This is a genomic window from Brachybacterium kimchii, assembly GCF_023373525.1.
Classification (GTDB): domain Bacteria; phylum Actinomycetota; class Actinomycetes; order Actinomycetales; family Dermabacteraceae; genus Brachybacterium; species Brachybacterium kimchii.
The window spans coordinates 3,796,580-3,817,689 of the sequence record NZ_CP097218.1; the positions used below are offsets into that span (position 1 = coordinate 3,796,580).

General features: G+C 73.5%; 19 protein-coding genes. 6 read left to right on the forward strand and 13 right to left on the reverse strand.

All coding sequences use genetic code 11. The features are described 5' to 3' along the window. Window positions 1-66: 66 nt before the first annotated feature. From M4486_RS17220 to M4486_RS17240, 6 genes are all read right to left on the reverse strand, one after another. Window positions 67-1,599: an arylsulfatase gene (locus M4486_RS17220; RefSeq protein ID WP_249478551.1), complete on the reverse strand. Its 1,533-nt coding sequence runs from the start codon at window positions 1,597-1,599 to the stop codon at window positions 67-69. Then, entirely contained in the window at window positions 1,596-1,724 is a 129-nt protein-coding gene (locus M4486_RS19845) for a hypothetical protein (RefSeq protein ID WP_283257943.1), read from the reverse strand. The genes M4486_RS17220 and M4486_RS19845 overlap by 4 nt, the downstream gene beginning before the upstream one ends. A gap of 153 nt (window positions 1,725-1,877) precedes the next feature. Further along, a complete protein-coding gene (locus M4486_RS17225; protein ID WP_249478552.1) occupies window positions 1,878-3,020 on the reverse strand; it encodes an SPFH domain-containing protein in 1,143 nt (380 codons plus the stop codon). Window positions 3,021-3,116: 96 nt separating this feature from the next. Next, window positions 3,117-3,644, reverse strand: coding sequence for a glutathione peroxidase (locus M4486_RS17230; RefSeq protein WP_249478553.1), 528 nt, complete (start codon window positions 3,642-3,644; stop codon window positions 3,117-3,119). A 411-nt stretch (window positions 3,645-4,055) separates the two neighbouring features. Continuing rightward, window positions 4,056-4,967: a PfkB family carbohydrate kinase gene (locus tag M4486_RS17235; protein WP_249478554.1), complete on the reverse strand. Its 912-nt coding sequence runs from the start codon at window positions 4,965-4,967 to the stop codon at window positions 4,056-4,058. 23 nt (window positions 4,968-4,990) lie between these two features. After that, window positions 4,991-5,620 (reverse strand): hypothetical protein, encoded by a 630-nt coding sequence (locus M4486_RS17240; RefSeq protein ID WP_249478555.1) that lies wholly within the window; start codon window positions 5,618-5,620, stop codon window positions 4,991-4,993. Window positions 5,621-5,700: 80 nt separating this feature from the next. Here M4486_RS17240 and M4486_RS17245 point away from each other — a divergent pair, with 80 nt between their 5' ends. Beyond that, complete coding sequence (locus M4486_RS17245) at window positions 5,701-7,665, forward strand: penicillin-binding transpeptidase domain-containing protein (RefSeq protein ID WP_249478556.1); 1,965 nt, start codon at window positions 5,701-5,703, stop codon at window positions 7,663-7,665. A gap of 40 nt (window positions 7,666-7,705) precedes the next feature. On the opposite strand, the gene M4486_RS17250 is transcribed toward M4486_RS17245, so the two are convergent. From M4486_RS17250 to M4486_RS17265, 4 genes are all read right to left on the reverse strand, one after another. After that, entirely contained in the window at window positions 7,706-8,902 is a 1,197-nt protein-coding gene (locus M4486_RS17250) for a MerR family transcriptional regulator (RefSeq protein ID WP_249478557.1), read from the reverse strand. Window positions 8,903-9,011: 109 nt separating this feature from the next. After that, window positions 9,012-9,842 (reverse strand): SDR family NAD(P)-dependent oxidoreductase, encoded by an 831-nt coding sequence (locus M4486_RS17255; RefSeq protein WP_249478558.1) that lies wholly within the window; start codon window positions 9,840-9,842, stop codon window positions 9,012-9,014. 116 nt (window positions 9,843-9,958) lie between these two features. After that, entirely contained in the window at window positions 9,959-10,780 is an 822-nt protein-coding gene (locus M4486_RS17260) for an HAD-IIB family hydrolase (protein WP_249478559.1), read from the reverse strand. 130 nt (window positions 10,781-10,910) lie between these two features. Beyond that, a complete protein-coding gene (locus M4486_RS17265; protein ID WP_249478560.1) occupies window positions 10,911-13,181 on the reverse strand; it encodes an NADPH-dependent 2,4-dienoyl-CoA reductase in 2,271 nt (756 codons plus the stop codon). Between the two features lie 185 nt (window positions 13,182-13,366). Here M4486_RS17265 and M4486_RS17270 point away from each other — a divergent pair, with 185 nt between their 5' ends. Together M4486_RS17270 and M4486_RS17275 are read left to right on the forward strand one after the other, a co-directional pair. Continuing rightward, window positions 13,367-14,491 carry a GNAT family N-acetyltransferase gene (locus M4486_RS17270; RefSeq protein WP_249478561.1) on the forward strand — a complete coding sequence of 375 codons (1,125 nt, stop codon included), beginning with the start codon at window positions 13,367-13,369 and terminating at the stop codon, window positions 14,489-14,491. A 97-nt stretch (window positions 14,492-14,588) separates the two neighbouring features. After that, on the forward strand, window positions 14,589-15,341 hold the full coding sequence (locus M4486_RS17275; protein WP_249478562.1) for a YdcF family protein: 753 nt from the start codon (window positions 14,589-14,591) through the stop codon (window positions 15,339-15,341). An 11-nt stretch (window positions 15,342-15,352) separates the two neighbouring features. Here the strand turns inward: M4486_RS17275 and M4486_RS17280 are convergent, their stop codons facing one another. Beyond that, entirely contained in the window at window positions 15,353-16,276 is a 924-nt protein-coding gene (locus tag M4486_RS17280; RefSeq protein ID WP_249478563.1) for a phosphotransferase, read from the reverse strand. 245 nt (window positions 16,277-16,521) lie between these two features. Between M4486_RS17280 and M4486_RS17285 the strand changes: the two genes are divergently transcribed. Beyond that, on the forward strand, window positions 16,522-17,046 hold the full coding sequence (locus M4486_RS17285; protein WP_249478564.1) for a DnaJ family domain-containing protein: 525 nt from the start codon (window positions 16,522-16,524) through the stop codon (window positions 17,044-17,046). A gap of 19 nt (window positions 17,047-17,065) precedes the next feature. Next, window positions 17,066-17,878 carry an HAD family hydrolase gene (locus M4486_RS17290; RefSeq protein ID WP_249478565.1) on the forward strand — a complete coding sequence of 271 codons (813 nt, stop codon included), beginning with the start codon at window positions 17,066-17,068 and terminating at the stop codon, window positions 17,876-17,878. A gap of 16 nt (window positions 17,879-17,894) precedes the next feature. Here M4486_RS17290 and M4486_RS17295 read toward each other — a convergent pair whose 3' ends face one another. Together M4486_RS17295 and M4486_RS17300 are read right to left on the reverse strand one after the other, a co-directional pair. Next, window positions 17,895-18,788, reverse strand: coding sequence for a maleylpyruvate isomerase N-terminal domain-containing protein (locus tag M4486_RS17295; protein ID WP_249478566.1), 894 nt, complete (start codon window positions 18,786-18,788; stop codon window positions 17,895-17,897). Window positions 18,789-18,874: 86 nt separating this feature from the next. After that, window positions 18,875-20,236 (reverse strand): glycoside hydrolase family 15 protein, encoded by a 1,362-nt coding sequence (locus M4486_RS17300; protein ID WP_249478567.1) that lies wholly within the window; start codon window positions 20,234-20,236, stop codon window positions 18,875-18,877. 160 nt (window positions 20,237-20,396) lie between these two features. On the opposite strand from M4486_RS17300, the gene M4486_RS17305 reads away from it, so the two are divergent. Further along, window positions 20,397-21,080 carry a class I SAM-dependent methyltransferase gene (locus M4486_RS17305; protein ID WP_249478568.1) on the forward strand — a complete coding sequence of 228 codons (684 nt, stop codon included), beginning with the start codon at window positions 20,397-20,399 and terminating at the stop codon, window positions 21,078-21,080. The last annotated feature ends 30 nt before the right edge of the window (window positions 21,081-21,110 follow it).

The following is a 21,110-nucleotide window of genomic DNA, read 5'->3' on the forward strand; positions in this document are numbered from 1 at the left end:
TGCACGGACGGGACGTGGGGAGGACCGGTGAGCCCGTCCGCAGAGCCGGCGACTGCCCCCGCGTCCTCACAGCCGCGCGAACTCCCGCACCCAGCTCGCCTCGGAGCGAGGGGTGCGCCCGGGCACCAGGCGGCCATCTTCGACGTACCCCTCCTCACGACCCGTGAGCGCCGTGACCAGCAGTTCCCGATGCCGGGACAGCTCTTCTCCGCGGGCGGGATCGGGCGCGAGGTCGGTGAGCTCGTGAGGGTCCGCCTCGAGGTCGAAGAGCTGCTCGTGGCCGTCGCCGGAGAACCAGATGTACTTGAACCTCGGGGTGCGGATCCACTGCATGGAGTGGTGGCCGAGGGAGCCGATCACGTGCTCGCCGTGCAGGTGATCACGCACGGTCTCGCCGGCGTCGGAGTCGGCGTCGGTCCCGCCACGCAGCGCCGGCAGCAGGCTCTGCCCGTCGACGCCCTCGGGGATCGCGACGCCGGCGAGGTCGAGCAGCGTGGGCATGAGATCCCTCAGCTCGACGATCTCGTCGACCTCGCGCGGCGCAGCCCCGTCCTCGCGCAGAGCGGCGGGCACGTGCAGCAGGAAGGGGATGTGCGCGGATCCCTCGTAGGCGACGGACTTGCGGTACATGTCGTGGTCACCGAGCATCTCGCCGTGATCGGAGACGAAGGCGATCGCCGTGGTCTCCAGCAGGCCCAGATCGCTGAGGTTCTCCATGAGCCTGTTGATCTGCAGGTCGATGAACTCGATGCTCCCGAAGTATCCGGCGCGCACGTCCTGGTGCACCGACTCCTTGCGCGCGCCGAACTCGGCCTCCACCTCGTGGTCGCGGCGGAAGCGGTCGAAGCGGGAGACCCATGTGCCCATCGGCCGGCGCGACTGCGGACGCGAGCGGTACTTCTCCCACAGCCAGCCGGGCGGGTCGAAGGGCGCGTGCGGCCGATGGAACCCCATGTAGAGGAAGAACGGACGCGTCGGATCGCGGCGCCGGAGGAAGCGGAAGGACTCGTCGGCCACCCAGCGGGTGGGGTGCAGCCGCTCCTCGCGCTCCCACGGCCGCGCGGTCATCGCGTTGCAGCCGATCCCCGTGTCCTGGTAGTCGGCGCGAGGATCGCCGGTCTCCCGACGCAGCCAGTCGACGTAGTCGTCGATCGCGCCCGACGGGCCGGACGAGAGCCTCCGCGAGGTGTGCAGGAAGCCGTCGTGCAGGAGGACGTCGTCGAATCCGCAGCGCGCCCGGTCGGGGAAGACGTGCATCTTGCCCACGCCGAAGGTCTGGTAGCCCGCGTCGCCCAGGGTGGAGGGGAGGGTCGTGGGATAGGCGGCGGGGAAGTCGATCCCCTCGCGGTACCCGTAACGGCCGTGCGCCTCCTGGCTCTTGCCCGTCAGCAGGGCGACCCGCGCGGGAACGCACGTGGGGGTCGCCGAGTACGCCTTGGTGAAGCGGAAGCCTCCGCGCGCGAGCTGATCGAGGTACGGGGTGTCGATGTGCTCGTTCCCGGCGATCCCCAGCGCGTCGGCGCGCATCTGGTCGACGCACACCAGGATGAGGTTCGGGCGGGACGGAGAAGCGGAGGGCTCCGGGGACGACGGTGTCATGGAGCCATTGTGTCGCGCACCAGGCGGGTCATGGTCGTCGTCCCGCCGGCGAAGGGCGCCTCGTGGACGATCTCGTATCCGAGTCGGCGGTAGAAGGGGAGGTTGCGCGGAGAAGTGGTCTCCATCCCGGTGGGGTGTGCGCTTCACGCAGCAGGAGGTCGGGTCGCGCGCCATCCGGCACGTGACCCGACCTCCTGCTACGCCGAATGCTCGCCCCGGTGCGATACCGGATCCGCGACCGGGGCGGGAGCGGGCGGCGCCGGCCCGCTCCTGTGGTGTCAGCCCTGCTGGCCGGGGTGCGCCCACGGCGGCTGCTGGCCGCCCTTGCCGCCGTTCCCGCCCTGGGCCTGCTGCTGGGCGTTCTGGGCGGCGCGCTGCGCATCGGCCTTGGCCTCGGCAGCGCGCGAGGCGGCCGCGCGACGGGCCGCCTCGGCCTGCTCGCGGCGACCCGCGTCGGCCTGCGCGGACGCGTGCCCTTCACCGGCGTCCGAGGCGTCCTGTGCGGCCTGCGCCTGGAGCATCGCGGTGCGGATCTCATCGCCCATCGACCCGACGGTGCCGGGATTCGAGGGCAGGAACAGCACGTTGGAGCGGCCGTTGCGGGCCACGTCCTGCATGGTGTCGAAGTACTGCGTCATCAGCAGCAGCTGCTCCGCGCTGGACTCGATGCCCACCTTGCGCAGCATCTCGTACTGCTCGGCGATGCCCATGGCGATCGCCTTGCGCTGCGCGGCCACGCCCTCGCCCTGCAGGCGCTTGGACTCGGCCTCCGCCTCGGCCTGGGTGACGCGCTTGATCTTGTCGGCCTCGGCGAGGGACTGCGCGGCGACGCGGTCGCGCTGGGCGGCGTTGATCGAGTTCATCGAGTCGCGCACACGCTGGTCGGGCGAGATGTCCTGCACCAGGGTGTTCACGATGTTGAAGCCGAACTCGCGCATGCGCTCGCTCAGCGTGTTCTCGACGCTGCGGGCGATGTCGTCCTTCGACTCGAACGCCTCGTCGAGCTCGAGGCCCGACAGCGCCGAGCGCACCGTGTCGAAGACGTACGACCGGATCTGGTTCTCAGGGTTCGACAGCCGGTAGTAGGCGTCGACGACCTGGTCCTCCTTGATGACGTACTGCACCGCGACCGGCACCGTCACGAACACGTTGTCCTTGGTCTTGGACTCGATGTTGACCTCGAGCTGCTGGATGCGCAGCGAGATCGGCCGGGTCGTGGAGTCGACGAACGGCGCCTTGACGTTCAGGCCGGGCGTGGCGACGCGCTTGAACTTCCCGAAGCGCTCGACGATCACGTTCTCCTGCGTGTGCACCGTGAACATGATGCTGGTGCGCAGGCCCCCGAACAGAAGCGCCGCAAGGATGGCCAGGACGACCACCAGGACGACGATCACGATGAGGACGGCAATGGCCCCCTCCATGGGATCCCCTCTCGTTGTGCATGTGCATCCGGCGCGATCGCGCGGGATGGGACTCAGGTCACGCTACCAGTGGGGAGGGGATCGGCCCAGGTCGCGTCAGGCTCCGCCGGCCCCGAGCTCCTCGCGGATCCGGCGCTCGATGCGCGATGGCGGCACGGGCGGCGCGTAGCGGCGCAGCACCTGGCCCTCGGGCGAGACGAGGAACTTCGTGAAGTTCCAGCTGATGCGGCCGCCGATGAGACCGCCCTTCTGCGTCTGCAACCACGAGAACACCGGGTGCGCCTCGGGGCCGTTGACCTTCACCGTCGAGAACATCGGGAAGGTGACGTCGAAGTTGTCGGAGCAGAACACCTCGATCTGCTCGTCCTCCTCGAGCTCCTGGTGGAACTGGTCGGAGGGGAAGCCGAGGACGGAGAAGCCCTCGTCGTGGTGCCTGCGGTGAAGGTCCTCGAGGTCGCGCAGCTGAGGGGTGAACAGGCAGCGCGAGGCCGTGTTCACCACGAGCACGAGCTGCCCGCGGTACCGCTCGAGCGGGACCTCCTCGCCGGTGATCGAGGTGGCGGTGAAGTCGTGCAGGGTGAGGGTGCGCGGGGACGACGCATGGAGGTCGGGCTGGGCCGCCATGGATGCTCCTCCTCGAAGACGTGGTGGCGTGATGGCGTGGTCGCGTGATGGGGCGACCGACGGGGCGTGGTGGCGTGCGGGGCGTGGTGCGGTGTTCGTGCGGTGGGCGGGCCGATGGGGCGTCCGCGGCAGCGGACGTCGCGTCGGCGCGCGAGGGCCGACGGCGCGAGGGCACCGCGGAGGAAGTCGAAGGTGGGGGCTGTCGATGCGTGCGTTCGCGATCGGGCTACGCCATCGTAACGTGTCCCACTCCACAGATCCTGAGTGCGTCCGGCGGGCGGGACCGCGGATCGGCCGACGCGCTCAGCCGGGGTCGCTCCGCCCACTCGCGCACCCGTCCCGCCCCACGTGCCCGGCCCGCTCGGGCGGCCGGCCCGCCCGCGCGCCCGCTCACGCGAGGAGCGCAACCGCTCACGCGAGGAAGGCGTCGACCTCGGCGCGCGTGGGCGCGGTCGCGGGCCCGCGCCGGGTCACCTTGATCGCCGCGGCCGCGTTCGCGCGGGTCGCCGCGGTCTCCCAGTCCGCGCCGAGGGCGCGCTCCGCGAGCAGCACGCCGGTGTGGGTGTCGCCCGCGCCGTTGGTGTCCACGGGGGTCTGCGGGAATCCGGGCAGCGCGGTGCCGCGGCCGTGGTGGAAGACGGTGCAGCCGCGCTCGCCGTCGCGCACGATCACGACGCCTCCCGGGCGGATCCGCCGGTGGAGGGCCTCCGGGGTGTCCTCGATGCCGTCGCGGTCGGTGAGCGCGAGCGCCTCGTCCGCGTTCGAGGTCCACACGGTCACGAGCCGCAGCACGCGCTCGCGCAGCTCCTCGTCGAAGGAGGCGAAGGGCGCGCCGGGGTCCAGCACGACCTCGACGCCGCGTGGGATCTGCTCGAGCCACTCCAGGAGCGGGTCGCGGGTGGGCGGGAAGAAGCTGTAGCCCGAGAGGCACAGCAGATCGCCGGACTGCGGGTCCAGCCGGGCGAGGGAGGCCGCGGTGATGCGCCGTTCGGCGCCGTAGCCGGTGACGAAGGTGCGCTCGGCGCTCGGCTCGACCAGGACGATGCACTCGGCGGTGTCCTCGTCCTGGATCGGCGGGGTCGCGAGAGCGACCCCGTCGGCCGCGAGGGCCTCGCGCACAAGGTCCCCGTTCGGCCCGGTGCCGTGGGCGCCGCCGTGGACGGCCTCGGCGCCGGCGCGGGCGGCGGCGACCAGGATGTTCACCGCGCCGCCCGCGAAGCGACGGGCGTCGGCGGCGTTCACGTTGCCGCCGCGCGGCGGCAGCGCGGGCACCTCGACGACGAGGTCCACGAGAGCCTGGGCGGTGTGCAGCACGCGGGGCATGGCCCGAGTCTAGGGGTGCGGGTCTACGGGTGCGGGCCGGCGGTGATCTGCCGTGCCCGCGGCGGCGCCGCGAGGCCGATGATCGCCAGTTCGTGGGAGAACGCGATCATGAGCAGGCGGCACATGATCGGCGCGGCGAACGCGAGCCCCAGCAGGACGAGCAGCACGGAGTCGGTCGCCGTCCCGGGACCGAGCACCGGCGCGGGCACCAGGCAGAGCAGGCCGAGGACGGGGGTCGTGACGATCCCGCAGGCGCCGAGCAGCGCGAACAGCAGCCGGCGACCTCCGCGCACCACCGCCCCGAGGCGCCCGGTGGTGAGCTCGAGGGAGCGGATCAGCACCAGGATGTCGAGCACGAGCGCCGCGATCGCCAGGAGCGCAGCGACGACCAGGGCCAGCAGGCTCATCCCGAGCCAGGCGAGGAACACTCCGACCCCGTCGTCGGGATTGCCGGTGGGGTCGCCGGCGAGCTGATCACCCCAGAGACCGATGGAGATGGTCGAGGCCAGGGGCACCGCGAGGACGAGGGTGAGCGCGATCCCGACCAGTGCGTCGGCCAGCACGAGCCGACGGGTCCCGACGATCGCGCGCGCCGCCACGGGCGCCGCCGCCCGGAGGGCGGCGGACCGGAGGGGCGGCTGGGGGTCGCTCACCCCTCCAACCTATCCGCCGCGCCGTGCAGGTCCTGTGCATCTGTGGACGGATCCCAGCAGGGTGCAGGACGATGGAGCGCATGGCGTCTGCTTCCTCCCCCTCCGAGCCCACACCCACCCGCCGTCGTCGCGGGCCGATCATCGCGGGGATCTCCGCCGTGGTGGTCCTCGCCCTGATCGCCGCCTTCTTCATCGTCCGCGACCGCGCGGGCGACGGGTCGAAGGAGGCGAAGGCGCTGGCCGCAGCCCTCGCGAGCGGTGACTTCAGCGGCGTGACGCTCACGGGCACCGATGCCTCCGGCGCGAAGAAGGAGCGGGAGAAGGCCCTCGGCGACCTCCAGGACGCCACCGGGAAGGCGCCCAGCGTCGACGTCTCGAAGGTCGAGAAGGGGGACGACGGGACGCGCACGGCGACCCTCGACTGGAGCTGGACCCTCCCGCACGACGCCGGGACCTGGGACTACACCACCACCGCGACCCTCACCGAGGACGGGGACACCTGGGCCGCGAGCCTGGATCCCTCCGAGCTCGCCCCGGACCTCACGGCCGACGAGACCGTCTCGCTGCGCACCGTCCAGGGCGACCTCGGCTCGATCACCGACCGCGACGGCGACGACCTCTACGGCCCGCGCGAGGTCCGTGTGCTCGGCATCGACAAGACCCAGGTCGACGCCGACCAGCAGCAGGACGCCGCGAAGAAGCTCGCCGATCTCCTCGGCATCGACGCCGACACCTTCGCCGCCTCCGTGAAGAGCGCGGGGGAGAAGGCCTTCGTCCCCGCCCTCACGATCCGCGAGAGCGCCGTGGACGACTACCCGCTGGGGAAGGCGGCCGACGTCCCCGGGTACCACGAGGAGAAGGAGACCCAGCCGCTCGCGGTCACCAAGGACTTCGCCCCGGGCGTCCTCGGCTCGCTGCGCGAGGCCACGAAGGAGGACATCGATGAGTCCGACGGCAAGATCGTCGAGGGCGACATGGTGGGCAGCGGCGGGGTCGCCGCGGCCGAGCGCGACTCCCTCGTCGGCACCCCGGGCGTCGAGGTCGTCGCGGCGGACCCGAAGACCGGCAAGGAGCGGAAGCTCCACGCGACGGACGCGACCGCGGGCAAGGACGTGGAGACCACGCTCGACACCGACCTGCAGAAGAAGGCCACCGAGGCCATCGCGGACCAGGACTCCGCGAGCGCCGTCGTCGTCATGCAGCCCTCGACCGGGGACGTCCTGGCCTCAGCGCTCGGACCGACGGGCCAGTCCTACCCGGTGGGCCTCGTCGGCCAGTACGCGCCCGGCTCGACCTTCAAGACAGTGACCGCGCTGTCCCTGCTGCGCGCCGGCGACACCCCCGACACGACCGTCGAGTGCCCCGCGACCGCGAGCGTCGAGGGCCGCTCCTTCAAGAACGCCGACTCGATGGACAAGAGCCTGTTCGGGAAGATGTCCCTGGCCACCGCGATCGCGCACTCCTGCAACACCGCGATGCTGCTGCAGTACGACACGGTCTCCCAGGACAAGCTGGCCGACGCCGCGACCACCCTGGGCATCGGCCAGGACGCGCCCGAGGGGCTCAGCAGCGCCTTCATGGGGAAGGTCGACCCCGACGACTCGGGCGTCGAGCATGCCGCGGACATGATGGGCCAGGGCCGCGTGCTCACCTCGCCGCTGAGCATGGCGACCGTGCTCTCGAGCATCCAGAACGGCTCGACGGTGCGGCCGCGCATCCTCGCGGACGACGACTCGAAGGCCCCCGAGGCCGACAACCCGCTCACGGAGGACGAGACCTCCCAGCTGCAGGACATGCTCCACGGCGTGGTCACCGAGGGCACGCTCAAGAGCACCTTCGGGGACGTCAAGGGCGATCAGATCATCGGCAAGACCGGCACCGCCGAGTGGACCGACGAGAACGGGGACGCCAAGCTCCACTCGTGGGTCGTCGTCGCCCAGGGCGACGTGGTCGTGGTGGCCTTCGTCGAGGACGGCGGCTACGGCGCGACCACCGCCGGCCCCATCGCCAAGGAGGTCCTGCAGGACGCCCAGAGCGAGGGGTGAGCGCGGGGCCGCGCGCGCCCGGCGCCGGCCCCGCGCCCGTTCAGCCGAGGTCGGCGACGATCGCGGCGAGATTGTCCGGCGCGCCCGCCTCGAGCGTCCGACGGGCAAGGTCCTGGGCCGTCCGCTCCGGCGCGGCACCGGCGAGCAGCACTTCGCCGAGCACCTCCGGGCTCAGGACCGCGTGGATCCCGTCGCTCATGAGCACGAGCCGGTCGCCCGCGACGAGGGTGCGCACGATGAGGTCCGGCGCGGTGGGGGCACCGGCCGCGAGCGCGCGGTTCAGCACGGCGCGCCCTGGATCCGCCGCGGCCTCCTCCTCGGTGAGCCTCCCCGCCGCCACCAGCGACGCGACCTGCGTGTGATCCCTGGTCAGCGGCTCCACGTGCCCTTCGCGCACCAGCAGTGCCCGGCCGTCGCCGAGGTGGGCGAGCACGAGGCGCTCGCCGTCGATGACCGCCGCGATGAGGGCTGCGCCGGAGGCGCCGTCGGCCGGGAGCAGGTCCGGCAGCGCTGCCCACGCGGACTCGAGAGCGGTGAGGACGTCGGGGTCGGAAGTCGCCTCCGAGCCGGCGCCGTCAACGGGGTCCGCGCCGCTGAGTGCCGCGCGCAGGCCCTCGCCGAGGGCGTCGAGCAGGCGGCCCGAGAGGTCGTCGTCGGCCCCGAAGCCGTCGGCGATCGCGAGCAGGAGGCGCTCGCCGGGCAGGTCCTGGATGTGCACGGCGTCCTGCTGCGTCGCGCGCACGGCGCCCTGCTCGAGGACGTGCGCGACGCGGACGGCGGCGGATGCGTTCGTGCGATCAGCGGTGTGCCCGGTGAGCGCGCTGCGCTCGGTGTGGTCGGTGGTCATGGGACTCTCCTCCTTCGGGAGCGTCCGGAGGTCCGTGAGCAGCGAGGCCACCTCGGCGCTGCGGGTGCGGGCGTCGGCCTGCTCCTGCAGCCACCAGGAGCGCAGCTCCTGGCCGGCGGCGTCCTCGGGGAGGTCGCAGATCACGCGGATCCGCTCGAGCCCCATGCCGAGTCCGCGCAGACGGGCGATGAGCAGGGCGCGCCCCACCTGGTCGGCGCCGTAGCGTCGGTACCCCGTGAACGGGTCCACGTGCCGCGGCGGCAGCAGGTCGGAGGCGTCGTACAGGCGCAGCGCCTTCGGGCTCAGCCCGCTGCGGCGGGCCAGCTCCCCGATGCCGAGGACGTCCTCGGCTGCGATGCGTCTGCGAGCGTCCTGTCCGTCGGTTCCCATCGTGCGGCTCCTCGTCGTGCCGGGCAGTGCGCCCGGGCATGATGCCCCGGATTCTCCGGTGCGGGGATCTCCCGCACCCCGCACGCTGGTCCCTGCCCCGAGGGGAGGGTCAACGCTCCTGGCCGTGCGCCTCTCCGAGCACCTCGCCGCGCCGCATCATCCGGCCCACCGTGGAGGCCACCAGACGCGTGGGCAGCACGCGACGCGTCAGCTGCGCCATCGCGGTGTTCGCCATCCCGGGCACCACGGTCGACGGCGGGTGGCGCCGCGAGAGCGCCTTGAGGGCGGCCTCGACGACCTCGTCCGGCTCCATGCGCGGCAGGCCCGCCGCGGCCGCCTCGCCCGCGACCTCGAAGAACTCGGTCTTCGCGGGGCCGGGGCAGAGGGCGAGCACACGCAGACCGGCGGAGCGCGACTCCTCCCACAGCGCCTGGGTGAAGTTCAGGACGAAGGCCTTGGAGGCGCCGTAGACGGCGAGGCCGGGGTTCGGCTGGAAGGCGGCGAGGCTCGCGAGGTTCACGAGGATCCCGTTCCCGCTCGCGCGCAGGTCGGGGAGGAACGTCGCGGTGAGGTCCACGAGCGCGTCGACGTTCAGGCGCACCATCTCGAGGGTGCGCTCGTCGTCGACCTGGTGCAGGGCGCCGGAGTACCCGAAGCCCGCATTGTTCACGAGCCCGGTGAGGGTGATGCCGCGCTGGGTGAGGTCGCGGCGCAGCGCGGCCGCGGCGCCCTCGCGCGCGAGGTCCATGGTCAGCGTCGTGACGGTGACGCCGTGCGCGGAGCCGATCTGCGAGGCGACCTCGGCGAGGCGGTCGGCGCGGCGGGCGACGAGCACGAGGTCGGCGCCGCGGGCGGCCAGCTGGTGGGCGAACTCGACGCCCAGGCCGGAGCTCGCACCGGTCACCATCACGGTCGCGTTCTCGAGGTGCAGCGGGCGCATGGGCCGGTCCTTTCGGTGGGACGGGGTGAGGAGGAGGGGAGTCGGAGACGAGGAAGGGGCGGGGGAGTGGAGGAGCTGGGAGTGAAGGAGATGAAGGGGCCGACGGGCCCGAGCGGTCAGAGCAGTCCGAGCCGGTCCAGGGCGAGGGCGAAGCCGTTCCCGCTCGGCGGCGGGACCACGAGGTCGGCATGCTCGAGCAGGGCCGACGCGCCGCCGTCGATCGCGACCGCGGTGCCGGCGGCATCGAGCATGCCCAGGTCGTTCATGCCGTCGCCCACGGCGATCGCGGCGGAGACGTCGGCCCCCAGGTGCTCGAGGAGCAGCCGCATGCCGTCGGCCTTGTCGACGTCGACCAGCTGCAGCTCCCCGGCGTGGGAGTCGTCGGTCGCCACGGAGTTCGGCAGCGGCCGCAGGGCGGGCCCGATCTCGCGCGCGAGCACCTCCATGGGGACCGGGCTGCCCCACACGGAGATCTTCGCGAAGCGGTGGGCGGTGAGATCGTCCGGGGTCTGCACGGAGGCGAGGATCTCGCGGGCGTTGCGCTCGGCGCGTCCGCCGTCGGAGAGCCGCGCCCGCATCACCTCCGCGGTGTGCGGGGTCGTGAAGATCGCGTCGGAGGCCTCGAGGGCGAAGCCGACGCCGTGGTCCAGCAGCACCTCGGTCGCGCGCCGGCCGACGTCCTCGGGCACCAGGTGATCGCACAGGCGCTCGCCGCCGATCTCGACGACCGCTCCGGCGCCCGTGATCGCGCCGTCGAAGAGCTCGCGCACGGCGCGCGGCACCATGCAGATCGCGCGCCCCGTGCTCAGCAGCACCGTGTGCCCGTTCGCGCGGGCACGTCGGGTCGCCTCGATGTGGGACTCGGGCACGACGCCGTGGTCGGCGAAGGTGCCGTCGAAGTCGGTGAGGACGATCCGCGGGGAGGCGGCAGCGGGCATGGCGGGATCTCCTCCACGGGGACTGGATGCGGCGCGAGAGCGCCGATCAGCACGGTAGCAAGAGGCGGACGTGACCGCCTGCGCGAGCTCGGGCCGGACCCGCCCGGCCGACCTCGGCCCGGCGGCGGCCTCAGAGCGCGGCGGCGGTCTCGACGGCCTGGCGGATGGCGCGCTCGGCGTCGAGCTCGGCGGCGACGTCGGCTCCGCCGATGACATGCACGCGCGGCGCATCCTCGCCCTGCAGGGCGAGCAGCTCGTCGGCGAGGGTTCGCTCGGAGACCTGGCCCGCGCAGATCACGACGGTGTCCACGGCGATCACGCGCTCCCGGGACTCCGCGTCCTGCTCCTCGGGCCGGCCCTCGGGCTGTCCCTCGGTGACGTGCAGACCGAAGGCGTCCACGCTGCGGTAGGCGACGCCGCGGTGCTCGATGATCCCGGCGTGGCGCAGCTCGGCGCGGTGCACCCAGCCGGTCGTGCGGCCCAGTCCCTTCCCGATCTTCGAGCTCTTGCGCTGCAGCAGGTGCACCTCGCGGGGGCGGGCCGGTGCTGCGTGGGGATCGGCCACAACGGAGGACGTCGCCTCCGCCTGGGGAGGGTCCGCGACGGCGAGGGCCGACGGGGCGAGCCCGGCGGACGGCGTGGTCGGTGTCGATGCGGCCGACGGGGCGAGGCCTCCGCGGAACGCGGCCGGATCGGCCATTCCCCAGCGCTCGCGCCAGGCGGGCGGGTCCTCGGTGAGGGACGGCTCGGGGGCGGTGAGGAACTCGGCGACGTCCACGCCGATGCCGCCGGCGCCGATGATGGCGACGCGCTCGCCGACCGCCGCGAGGGCCTCGTGGCGCGGCATCGAGAGCAGCTGGGCGTAGCTCAGCACCTGGGGGCCCTCGGCCCCGGCCTCGTTCGTCGACGTTCCGTCCGCGCCGTCGCGCGCCGCCGGTCCTTCCGCCGTCGCGAATCCGGGGAGATCCAGCACGCGCGGACGGACCCCGGTCGCGATGATGACGTCGTCGAAGCCGCGCAGGGCCTCCGCGTCGGGCCGCGTCTCGAGCTTCACGTCCACGCCCTCGGCGGCGAGCCGCGACTGCCAGGAGCGCAGCGCCTCGGCGTACGCCTCCTTGCCGGGGATGCGGGAGGCGAACAGGAACTGGCCCCCGAGCTGCGAGGACGCTTCGAACAGGGTGACCACGTGGCCGCGTTCGCCCGCGGCGACGGCGGCCTCGAGCCCTGCCGGTCCGCCGCCGACGACCGCCACCTGCCGTCGGCGCGGCACCGGCGCGGGCAGCAGGGTCAGCTCGGTCTCGCGGGCGGCGCGCGGATTCACCAGGCAGCTCGCGCGCTCGCCGGAGAACACCTTGTCCAGGCACGCCTGGTTGCAGGAGATGCACGAGACGACCTCGCGCTCGCGCCCGCTCGCGAGCTTCGCGGGCAGCTGCGGATCGGCGAGGAGCTGGCGCGCCATGGAGACGAGGTCGGCGGACCCGTCGGCGATCACGGACTCGGCGAGGCGCGGGTCGTGCAGGCGGTTCGAGGCGACCACGGGCACGTCGACGCTCGTCCGCAGACGTCGGCTGACCTCGACGAACGCGCCCGACGGCACGGACGTCGCGATCGTGGGGACGCGGGCCTCGTGCCAGCCGATCCCGGTGGAGAGCACGTCCACGCCGATCTCCTCGAGCGCGTGGGCGAGCGCGAGCGTCTCCTCCCAGTCCTGGCCCTCGGGCACGAGATCGAGCAGTGAGATGCGGTAGGTGAGCAGGGCGCGCGGGCCGATCGCCTCGCGCACGGCGGTCGCGACGGCCAGCGGCACGGCGCGGCGGTCCTCGGCGGTGCGGCCGAAGCGGTCGCGCCGGCGGTTGGTGCGCGGGGCGAGGAACTGGTTGAGCAGGTATCCCTCGGACCCCATGATCTCGACGCCGTCGTACCCGGCCTCGACGCCCGCCCGCGCGGCCCGCGCGAAGTCGGCGATCGTGCGCCGCACCCCGGCGCGGGTGAGCGCCCGCGCGCGGAACGGGGTGATCGGGGACTTCCCGGCCGACGGTGCCGCCGCGAGGGGGTGGAAGGAGTACCGGCCCGCGTGCAGGAGCTGCAGGACGATGCGTCCGCCCGCCTCGTGGACGTCCCGCGTGACCAGGCGGTGCGTGTCCATCCGGCGCGGCCGGATCTGCGCACCGTGCGGGGTGAGGCGTCCGCTGAGGTTCGGCGAGTACCCGCCCGTGACGATCAGCCCGACGCCACCGCGGGCCCGCTCGGCGAGGTGCGCGGCGAGTTTCGGGGCGTCGGCCTCCTCATCCTCGAGACCGACGTGCATCGACCCCATGACCAGCCGGTTCGGCACGGTGAACGGGCCCAGATCCAGGGGCGAGAGCAGATGCGGGAAGGAGCCCTGGGCGAGCTCGGGCATGGGGACCTCCAGTGGTCCGACGTGGGGGCGGCACGTGATGACGTCTGGACGACGGCGTCGGGCGTCAGGACAGGCTACCTGCGGCATCGGTCCCGCGGGACCACGAGACACCGACGGTGTCACGCCCGCGCCGGACCACCGATATTCCGTGGACGCCCTGCTCACCGCGTGGTCGACTGGCGCTCATGGAGATCACCGTCCGCCCGCTGAACGTCGACGAGCCCGGCATGCTCGAGCAGCTGAACGCGCTCGACGAGGCCAATGACCGCGACCTCTTCGGCGCGGTCGACAAGCACACCGTCGCCCAGCGCCGCGCGATCCTCGCCGACACCCCCTACTGGACCGTGCATCGCTGGGTCGCCGAGGTGGAGCCGATGGACGGCGGCGCGAGCGTCGTCGGCCTGTGCACGGTCCACCTGGCACGGAAGGAGAACCTCGACGCCGTCGACCTGGGGCTCGTCGTCCACCCCGCCTATCGCGGGCACGGCGTCGCGACCGCCATGATCGAGCAGGCCCTGCTGCCCGCCATCGCCGCATCCGGCCGTCATCAGGTGTCCTACTGGGGCGAGATCCCCGCCGAGGGCGACCCCGACGACCCGGCCCTGCCCACCCGACGCATCGCCGCGCGTCTCGGCCTGGAGCGCAGGACGATGGGCGTCTGCCGCACCCTCGCCCTCCCGGTCCCGACGTCTCTGCTCGACGAGCTCGCCGCCGAGGCCGCCGAGAAGACCGACGGGTACGAGATCCGCCTGTGGGACGACGCGATTCCCGAGGAGCACCTCGCCTCGTTCGGCATCGTGCTGCGCCAGCTCGATCTCGACGACCCCGACGAGGACTTCGAGTACGAGGCGCCGCAGTACACGCCCGAGCGGATCCGCACCTTCGAGAAGCGCCGGGCCGACGCGGGCACCCGCGTGCTGATCGCCGTCGCCCTGGCGCCCGACGGGTCCATCGCCGCCCACAGCGAGATCCACGTCCAGGGCTCGGCGGGCACGACGGTCGGCTGGCAGGAGAACACGCTGGTCATGCCCGGCCACCGCGGCCATCGCCTGGGCCTCGCTCTGAAGGTCGCCAATCATCGTCGGCTCACGCAGGCGTTCCCCGACCTCGAGCGCCTGGTCACCTGGAACTCGCACGTGAACCCCTGGATGATCAGCATCAACGAGAAGCTCGGCTACGAGATCGCCTTCCGAGAGATCGGCTTCCAGGGCGAGGCACGGGTCGGCGGGGCCGACGGGGAGCGGGTCGACGAGACGCGGGCTGATGAGCTTCGGGATCCCGTCACCTCTGTCCCTCCCGCCCGCGGCTGAGACCGCCGTTACCCCGACCGCCACGGGTGCCTGATGCACAGGTGAACGAGGGTTGAACACCCTCGTCGGCCCCGGATCGCGACCGTACGATCACTGCGTGCCCTCCGCATCGCAGGTCCGCCCCCGCTGCTTCCGACGCAGCGCCCGCCGTGAACGGCGCGCGCTGCGCGGCACGCCGGTCGGTGCGCGGCCGGTCGCGGTCCTGCCCGTCGTCGGCGCGGGACTCGTGCTCCTCGCCGCCGGCGTCCTCGCCGCGGGAGAGATCCTCTCCGCCCGCGCGGCTCGTGCCGAGCGCGCGCAGCTGGGAGACGGACCGACGGGCGCAGGGCCGACGGGGGAGGGCCCGAGGGGCGAGAGCGAGACCTTCCGCGAGGTCATCGTGGTGCTGGGCTACGGCAATCCCGGCCGCCGCATCAACGCGGTGAACCGCTGGCGGGTCGACGTGGGCCTGCGCTCCCGGGACCCGCGGGCAGCCAGGAGCCTGCTCGTGTTGGCCGGCGGCGCCGTGCACGGAGAGATCTCCGAGGCTGAGCACATGGCCCGCTTCGCACGCGCCGAGCGCGGCTACTCCGGGCCCCTCGTCCTCGAGGATGAGAGCGTCACCACCTGGCAGAACGTGCGCAACGTGCTCCCGCTGCTCGAGGACGCCGATCGCATCGTGCTCGCGAGCGACCCCCTGCACTCCGTGCGCGCCGAGGGGTTCCTGCGCACCCTGCGCCCTGATCTCGCGGCCCGCCTCGCGCCCGCCGAGGGCAACCGGCTCGGGGAGCAGATCCTCCGTAAGCCCGCCTTCGTCGTGATGGGGCTGGAGGGACTGCGTCGCGCCCGGCGCGACGGGCTCCTCGCCTGATCCGTCTCGCGTCACGCCAGCACGGGGTCCTCCAGCAGCCGCCCGAGCGTCGTGCGGCCGAGGTCGGCCATCGCCGGCAGCGTGCTCTCGTAGTACCAGACCAGTCCCAGCGCCTGCTCGAGCGCCCAGGCGGCCCCACGCGCCCACTGCAGATCGGATGCCCTCAGCTGCTCGCGCAGCACCGACCTTCTCTCCGCATCGAGCAGGTGCCAGGCGACCACGAGGTCCAGTGCGGGATCGGCGGGTCCGAATCCACCAGTGTCCAGCACACCGACCAGGCGGGGTGCGGTGCCGGTCCCGTCGACCCCATCGACCAGGAGGTTCGCGGGGATCAGGTCGCCGTGGCACAGGGCGTCGGGGTCCTCGCGCGGGAGGCAGCGGGCGCGCTCCCACATCCGGCGGAGCCGGTCGACGGGAAGCAGGTGCTCGCTGCGGTGCAGGCAGTGGGCGACCCAGTCGTCGTGGTCCGCCAGGCGGCCGCCGCGGCCGCTCCCGGAGAACCGGCGCTCACCAGGGTCCGCGTCGCGCAGTGTCCCGATCAGTGCGGCGAGCTGGCGGGCGATGGTGGCGCGGTGCTCGAGCCCGCGCGGCGTCGCCGAGGTCCCGGGCACCCAGGTCTGCAGGGTCCAGGGGAGCGGGAACCCCGGCCCCGGATCTCCCACCCCCTCCGGGACGGGCGCGCGCAGCGGGCTCGCACGGGCGAACTCCGCCATCGCGCGCTGCTCCCGTTCGAGATCCCGACGCACCTGCTCCACCTCGCCCCGCCGACGGGGGAAACGGGCCGCGAGGGAGTCGCCGATCCGCACGATGTGGCTGGTCGTGCCGGCCGCGGGCAGGATGCGGAGTGGACATTCCGCGAGATCCGGTCGCTGAGCGACGAGGCGCTCGGCGACGACCTCGGCCGTCAGCGGGATCTCGTCCTCGTGCACGCTCACCCCGCGGACGCTACGGACCCGCATGTCGCGGGTCCATCGGATATCCCACCGGGCGCGATCACGCGCAGTCCGACGAATCCCCGACAGGCACCCGCCAGATGCTCGATGGGCCCCTCGCCGACGCCTCGACCAGCCTCCCTGGACTCCGGCTCGACGCCGCGAGAGGATCGGACACGAGGATGCACCCGAGGCGCGACGACGCGACGCGAGCAGCAGAGAGTGCACCCACCCGCGAGGAGGCTCAGATGATCCGGGACGGCAAATGGGTCGACGGCGCCATCGAGGAGGCCATGGCCCGCGGCGACTTCGACGATCTCCCCGGCAGCGGCAAGCCCCTGAAGCTGCCCACCCATCACGACCCCGACTGGTGGATCAAGCAGCGCATCGCCGAGGGCGAGGTCGATCCGTCCGCGATGCTGCCCACGGTGGTGGTGCTGCGACGCGAGTACGCGGCGCGCGACGAGACCCTGGTCGAGCTCCCCGACGAGGCGGCGGTCCGCGCCTACGCCGAGGACTTCACGAAGCGGGTGATGGACGACCGGCTCGAACACCCCATGGCCCGCATGATCTCCCCGACCCTGGAGACCGACGAGGCGCTGGCGCGCTGGCTGGAGCTGCGCACGGCGCGGGCGGAGCAGGAGCGCGCGCAGTTCGAGGCGGACCGCGCGTCGGCCGCCGCGTCACCGCGGCGAACCTCCTGGTGGCGCAGGATCCTGGGCCGGAGGGACGCGGGTCACGAGACCTCTCCGAGCACGCCCGCCGGGCCGTAGTCGCCCGTAGACTCGGGGCATGTCCCCGGTCCGTCTGGTCGCCTCCGATCTGGATGGCACTCTGCTCGACGACGCGGGCGCCCTCACCGAGCGCACCGCCCGCACCTGGCGGGCCCTGTGGGACCACGAGATCGAGACGGTGCTGGTCACGGCACGCCCGCCGCGCTGGGTCGACGCGCTGGCGGGGATCACCGGCGCCCACGGCGTGGTGCTCTGCCTGAACGGCGCCTTCGTCTACGACGCGGCGAACCGGCGCGTGCGCAGCCACCACGCGATCGCGCCGGGAACGGTGCAGGAGATCGCGGCGCGGCTGCGCCAGATCCCCGGCATCCGCTTCAGCGCCGAGCTCGCCGGCGGCGCGCACCGCGAACCCGACTATCTGGGCGGCACCCCGGCGGGTGTGCTGCGCACGGAGGCGGCGTCCGTCGGCCCGATCGAAGAGGTCCCCGGCCCTGTGGGGAAGCTCCTGGCCCGCAGCGACGAGCTGGGGGAGCGGGAGTTCCTGGCGAGGGTCCGGGTGCTGCTCGGGGACATGGCGCTGCTGTCGACCTCGTGCGAGGGCGGTCTCGCCGAGATCGGACCGTCGGGCGTGACCAAGGCGCGGGCCCTGGAGACATGGTGCGCGGACCTCGGCATCAGCGCGGGCGAGGTCTGGGCCTTCGGCGACATGCCCAACGACATCCCCATGCTGGAGTGGGCGGGCACCGGCTGGGCCGTCGCGAACGCCCATCCGGACGTGCTCGCGGTCGCCGATCGCGTGTGCGCCGAGAACAGCGCCGACGGCGTCGCCGAGGCCCTCGAGAGCCTGCTGCCCGAGCCCGCAGGCGCGTGAACGCGCCCGCTCGCGCTCAGTCCACGCCCTGGGCGACGCGCTCCCGCACCGCCCGCACGGCCGCCGCATCCCCCGTGAGGTCGACGCTCTGCTGGCCGTCCTCGAGCACGTCCAGCGCACGCTCCCTGCCCCACAGCCACAGGTAGAGCGCCGGGGCGAGACCGCTCGCGACCGCGCGGGGCAGGGCGCCGACGGTGTCGGACGACGCGTCCCTGCTGCCCTGGCTTCCGGCGGACAGCGGGCGGCCGAGCAGCTGCGAGAGCTCCTTACCGTCGCGCGGCCGGGTCCCGTGCCAGCGCGCGATCTCGACCTCGATGCCCGCGCCGGTCCCGTCGCCCTGGCCGTCGCGCACCTGCAGGGTGAGCACGGCGAGCGGCTCGACCTCCGCCCACTCGGGGATCCAGTCCCAGCTCGCTGCCCACATGACGCCGACCGCGTGATCGATGCCGTCGGTCGCGACGTCCTCGCTGATCGCGGTGACGGGCAGGTTCGCGGTGAGCTGCGCGTCGACGCGGTGCACGGTCGCCTCGTGCACCTGCATGCGCCGGGTGAAGCCGACGGTCTGGTCGGCGGGGAACCACGACCAGCAGGCCTCGGCGCCGCCGCGCGTGGTGAGCTGCGCGAGGAGCGCGGCGGTCGCCTGCTCGCGCCGTTCGACGAGCTGGTTGCGGGCGCCGGGGCCCTCGGGGCGCGGCGCCTGCGCGGCGTCGACCGCGTCGGCGTCGTCCTCGGTGAGAGCGCCGGTGCCCAGCACGCCGGCCCAGAACTCGTGCACCTCGGTGAGGTGCCACAGCAGATCGACGGAGGTCCAGTCGGGACAGGTGGGAACGGGGGCGGAGGGGTCCGGTCCGCGCAGGGCGTCGGCGAAGCGCTCGGCCTCCTCGGCGATGAGGTCTGTGGCCTGAGTCATACGACCAGTCAATCACTCCGCGGGACAGCGGGCAACGGAGATCCGGCCCGCCCCTCCGCCCCGGGGCGGCGCCGCGGTCCGGGTGATCAGCTCTCGCGGAGCGCGTCGAGCGTGAGCAGGACGTTCGCCGCCGTCCAGGCCAGCGGGGCGACCGCGGCCGGCGAGCCGTCGGCGAGAACCTTCTCCGGCAGCGACCCGTCCCGCGTGCGGTGCTGATCGAGCCATTCGAGCAGGTCGCGCGCCCCGTCGGCGTCGCCCGCGCGGGCGAGGCCGAGGGCGAGCAGCGAGGTCGAGGGCGTCCAGCTGACCCCGTCGCGGCGCCAGCGCGCACCGGGGGCGATGCCGCCCGCGGGCCGTGCCAGGGATGTGCGCAGCGCGCGCAGCTGGTCGGGCCCGACGATGCCGTGGCTGCCGGTCGCATCGAGGAAGGCGAGGGCGGAGTCGGCGCCGCCGCTGCGGGCTCGGCGCTGGAAGCCATGGGGGCCGAAGGAGGTGACGAGGACGCGGCGGAATGCCTCCGCCCCGTCCCTCTCGGCTCCCTCCCCGTCGAGCCGCCCGGCGGCCTCGAGGCCCGCGAGCGTCGAGGCCATGATCCCGAGCGTCACCGCGCGCTCGCTGACCTCCCAGTAGTCGGGGGAGACCGGCGGCAGCTGGGTGCCGTGGTCGGTGGCGCGCAGCAGGGCGTCGCGGCTGGTCATGAGCAGGGGATCGAGGCGGCGTCGCGCCGACGCCCGGGCGCTCCCGGACTGCGTGCCGATCACCTCGGCGGCGGCCCAGAGCGCGAGGCCCGTGCCGTCGAACTGGCGGGGGCGCTCGTCCGGGGCCTCGCCGGTGGTGGGCGAGTAGCGGGCCTCGAACCAGCCGTCGGCCGACTGCAGATCCTGCAGATGGGCGAGGTGGTCCAGGGCCGTGTCCGCATGGCCGATGCGCGCGAGGGCGACCGCGCAGAAGGCGGTGTCTCGGGGCCAGATGTAGCGCCAGCTCGTCGACCAGCCGGCGACCGGGGCCGGCAGGCCGTCGCTGAGCGTCCACAGGTCCCAGACCGCGCTGCGCGCGAGATCGGCGAAGTCGTCGGGGACCTCGGCGAGCCAGGTCTCGGCGCGGCCGACGAACGAGTCGGCCCGGCGGGCGGCGGGGGAGTCGGCGGGTGTCCCCGCGAGCAGCCGGGTGCCGGGCTCGAGGCGGGGCGAGGAGTCGGCTGATCCGGCCGAGCCCGAGCCCGACGGCGGGGCGAGGAGGGTGCGCCGGCCATCCCCGTCGACGGCCACGGTGCTCGAGTACAACGAGATCTCCGCGTTGCCCGGCAGATGCGCGCTGAGCAGGCGGTGCGCCCCGGCGCCGAGCCCGCCGAGGGCGATCACGGCGCCCCCTGCACCGAGGGTCTGCAGCGCGCGGCGGCGCGTGGGCCGGGGTGTCGGGGTGTCCGGGAGCGCGGAGTCATGCGTCATCGAGCCCCCTTCCCTGCTCGGATCAGTATGCCGGAGAGCCGTGGTCCGCGCGCGTCGGGACGGTGGGGCAGAGGCGCGGCAGACGGGCGCGAGCGGATCGCCGACGACGGCCGGGCGACGGTCGATGCCCGGCGGACGACGGGACGTACCGTAGGACCGCATGGGCCTCCGCGATCACCTCGACTCCCGCCTCGGCACCGCTGCGTCGCGGGTGATGCACGACCTGAACGCCCGGCACCCGTGGAGCCACAACGACCACTTCCACGGCTGGATCCTGCATGAGCTGCCGGAGCGTCGGCGCGCGGCGCTCGACGTCGGCTGCGGACGCGGCGGGCTGCTCGCCGAGCTCGCGCCCTGGTTCGATCGCGTCGCGGGGATCGACCGCGACGCCGGGATGCGCGAGGCCGCTGCACGACGCACGGCGGACCTCCCGCAGGTGGACGTCCTGGACACGCGCCTCGAGGACCTCGAGGGGCCCTTCGACCTGATCACGATGATCGCGGTGCTGCATCACCTGGACCTCGAGCAGGCGCTGACTCGGGTGCGGGATCTCCTCGCCCCCGGCGGGCGCTTCCTCTGCGTGGGCCTCGCACCGCCCGCCTCGGTGCGCGACCAGGCCTGGGAGATGGCGTCGATGGTGACGAATCCGCTGATCGGCGCGGTGAAGCACCCCTGGCCCGCGCGACGGGGCCCGGGAGTCGACGACGGGGACGAGCCCCCGATCAAGGACCCCGGCATCCCGCTGGACGAGATCGTGCGACGGGCCGCCCCGATCCTCCCGGGGCTGAGGGCGCGACGCCGCCTGGCCTTCCGCCACACCCTCGAATGGACCCGGCCCGTGTGAACCCGGCGGCGTCGGGCCCTGCGCCGTCGG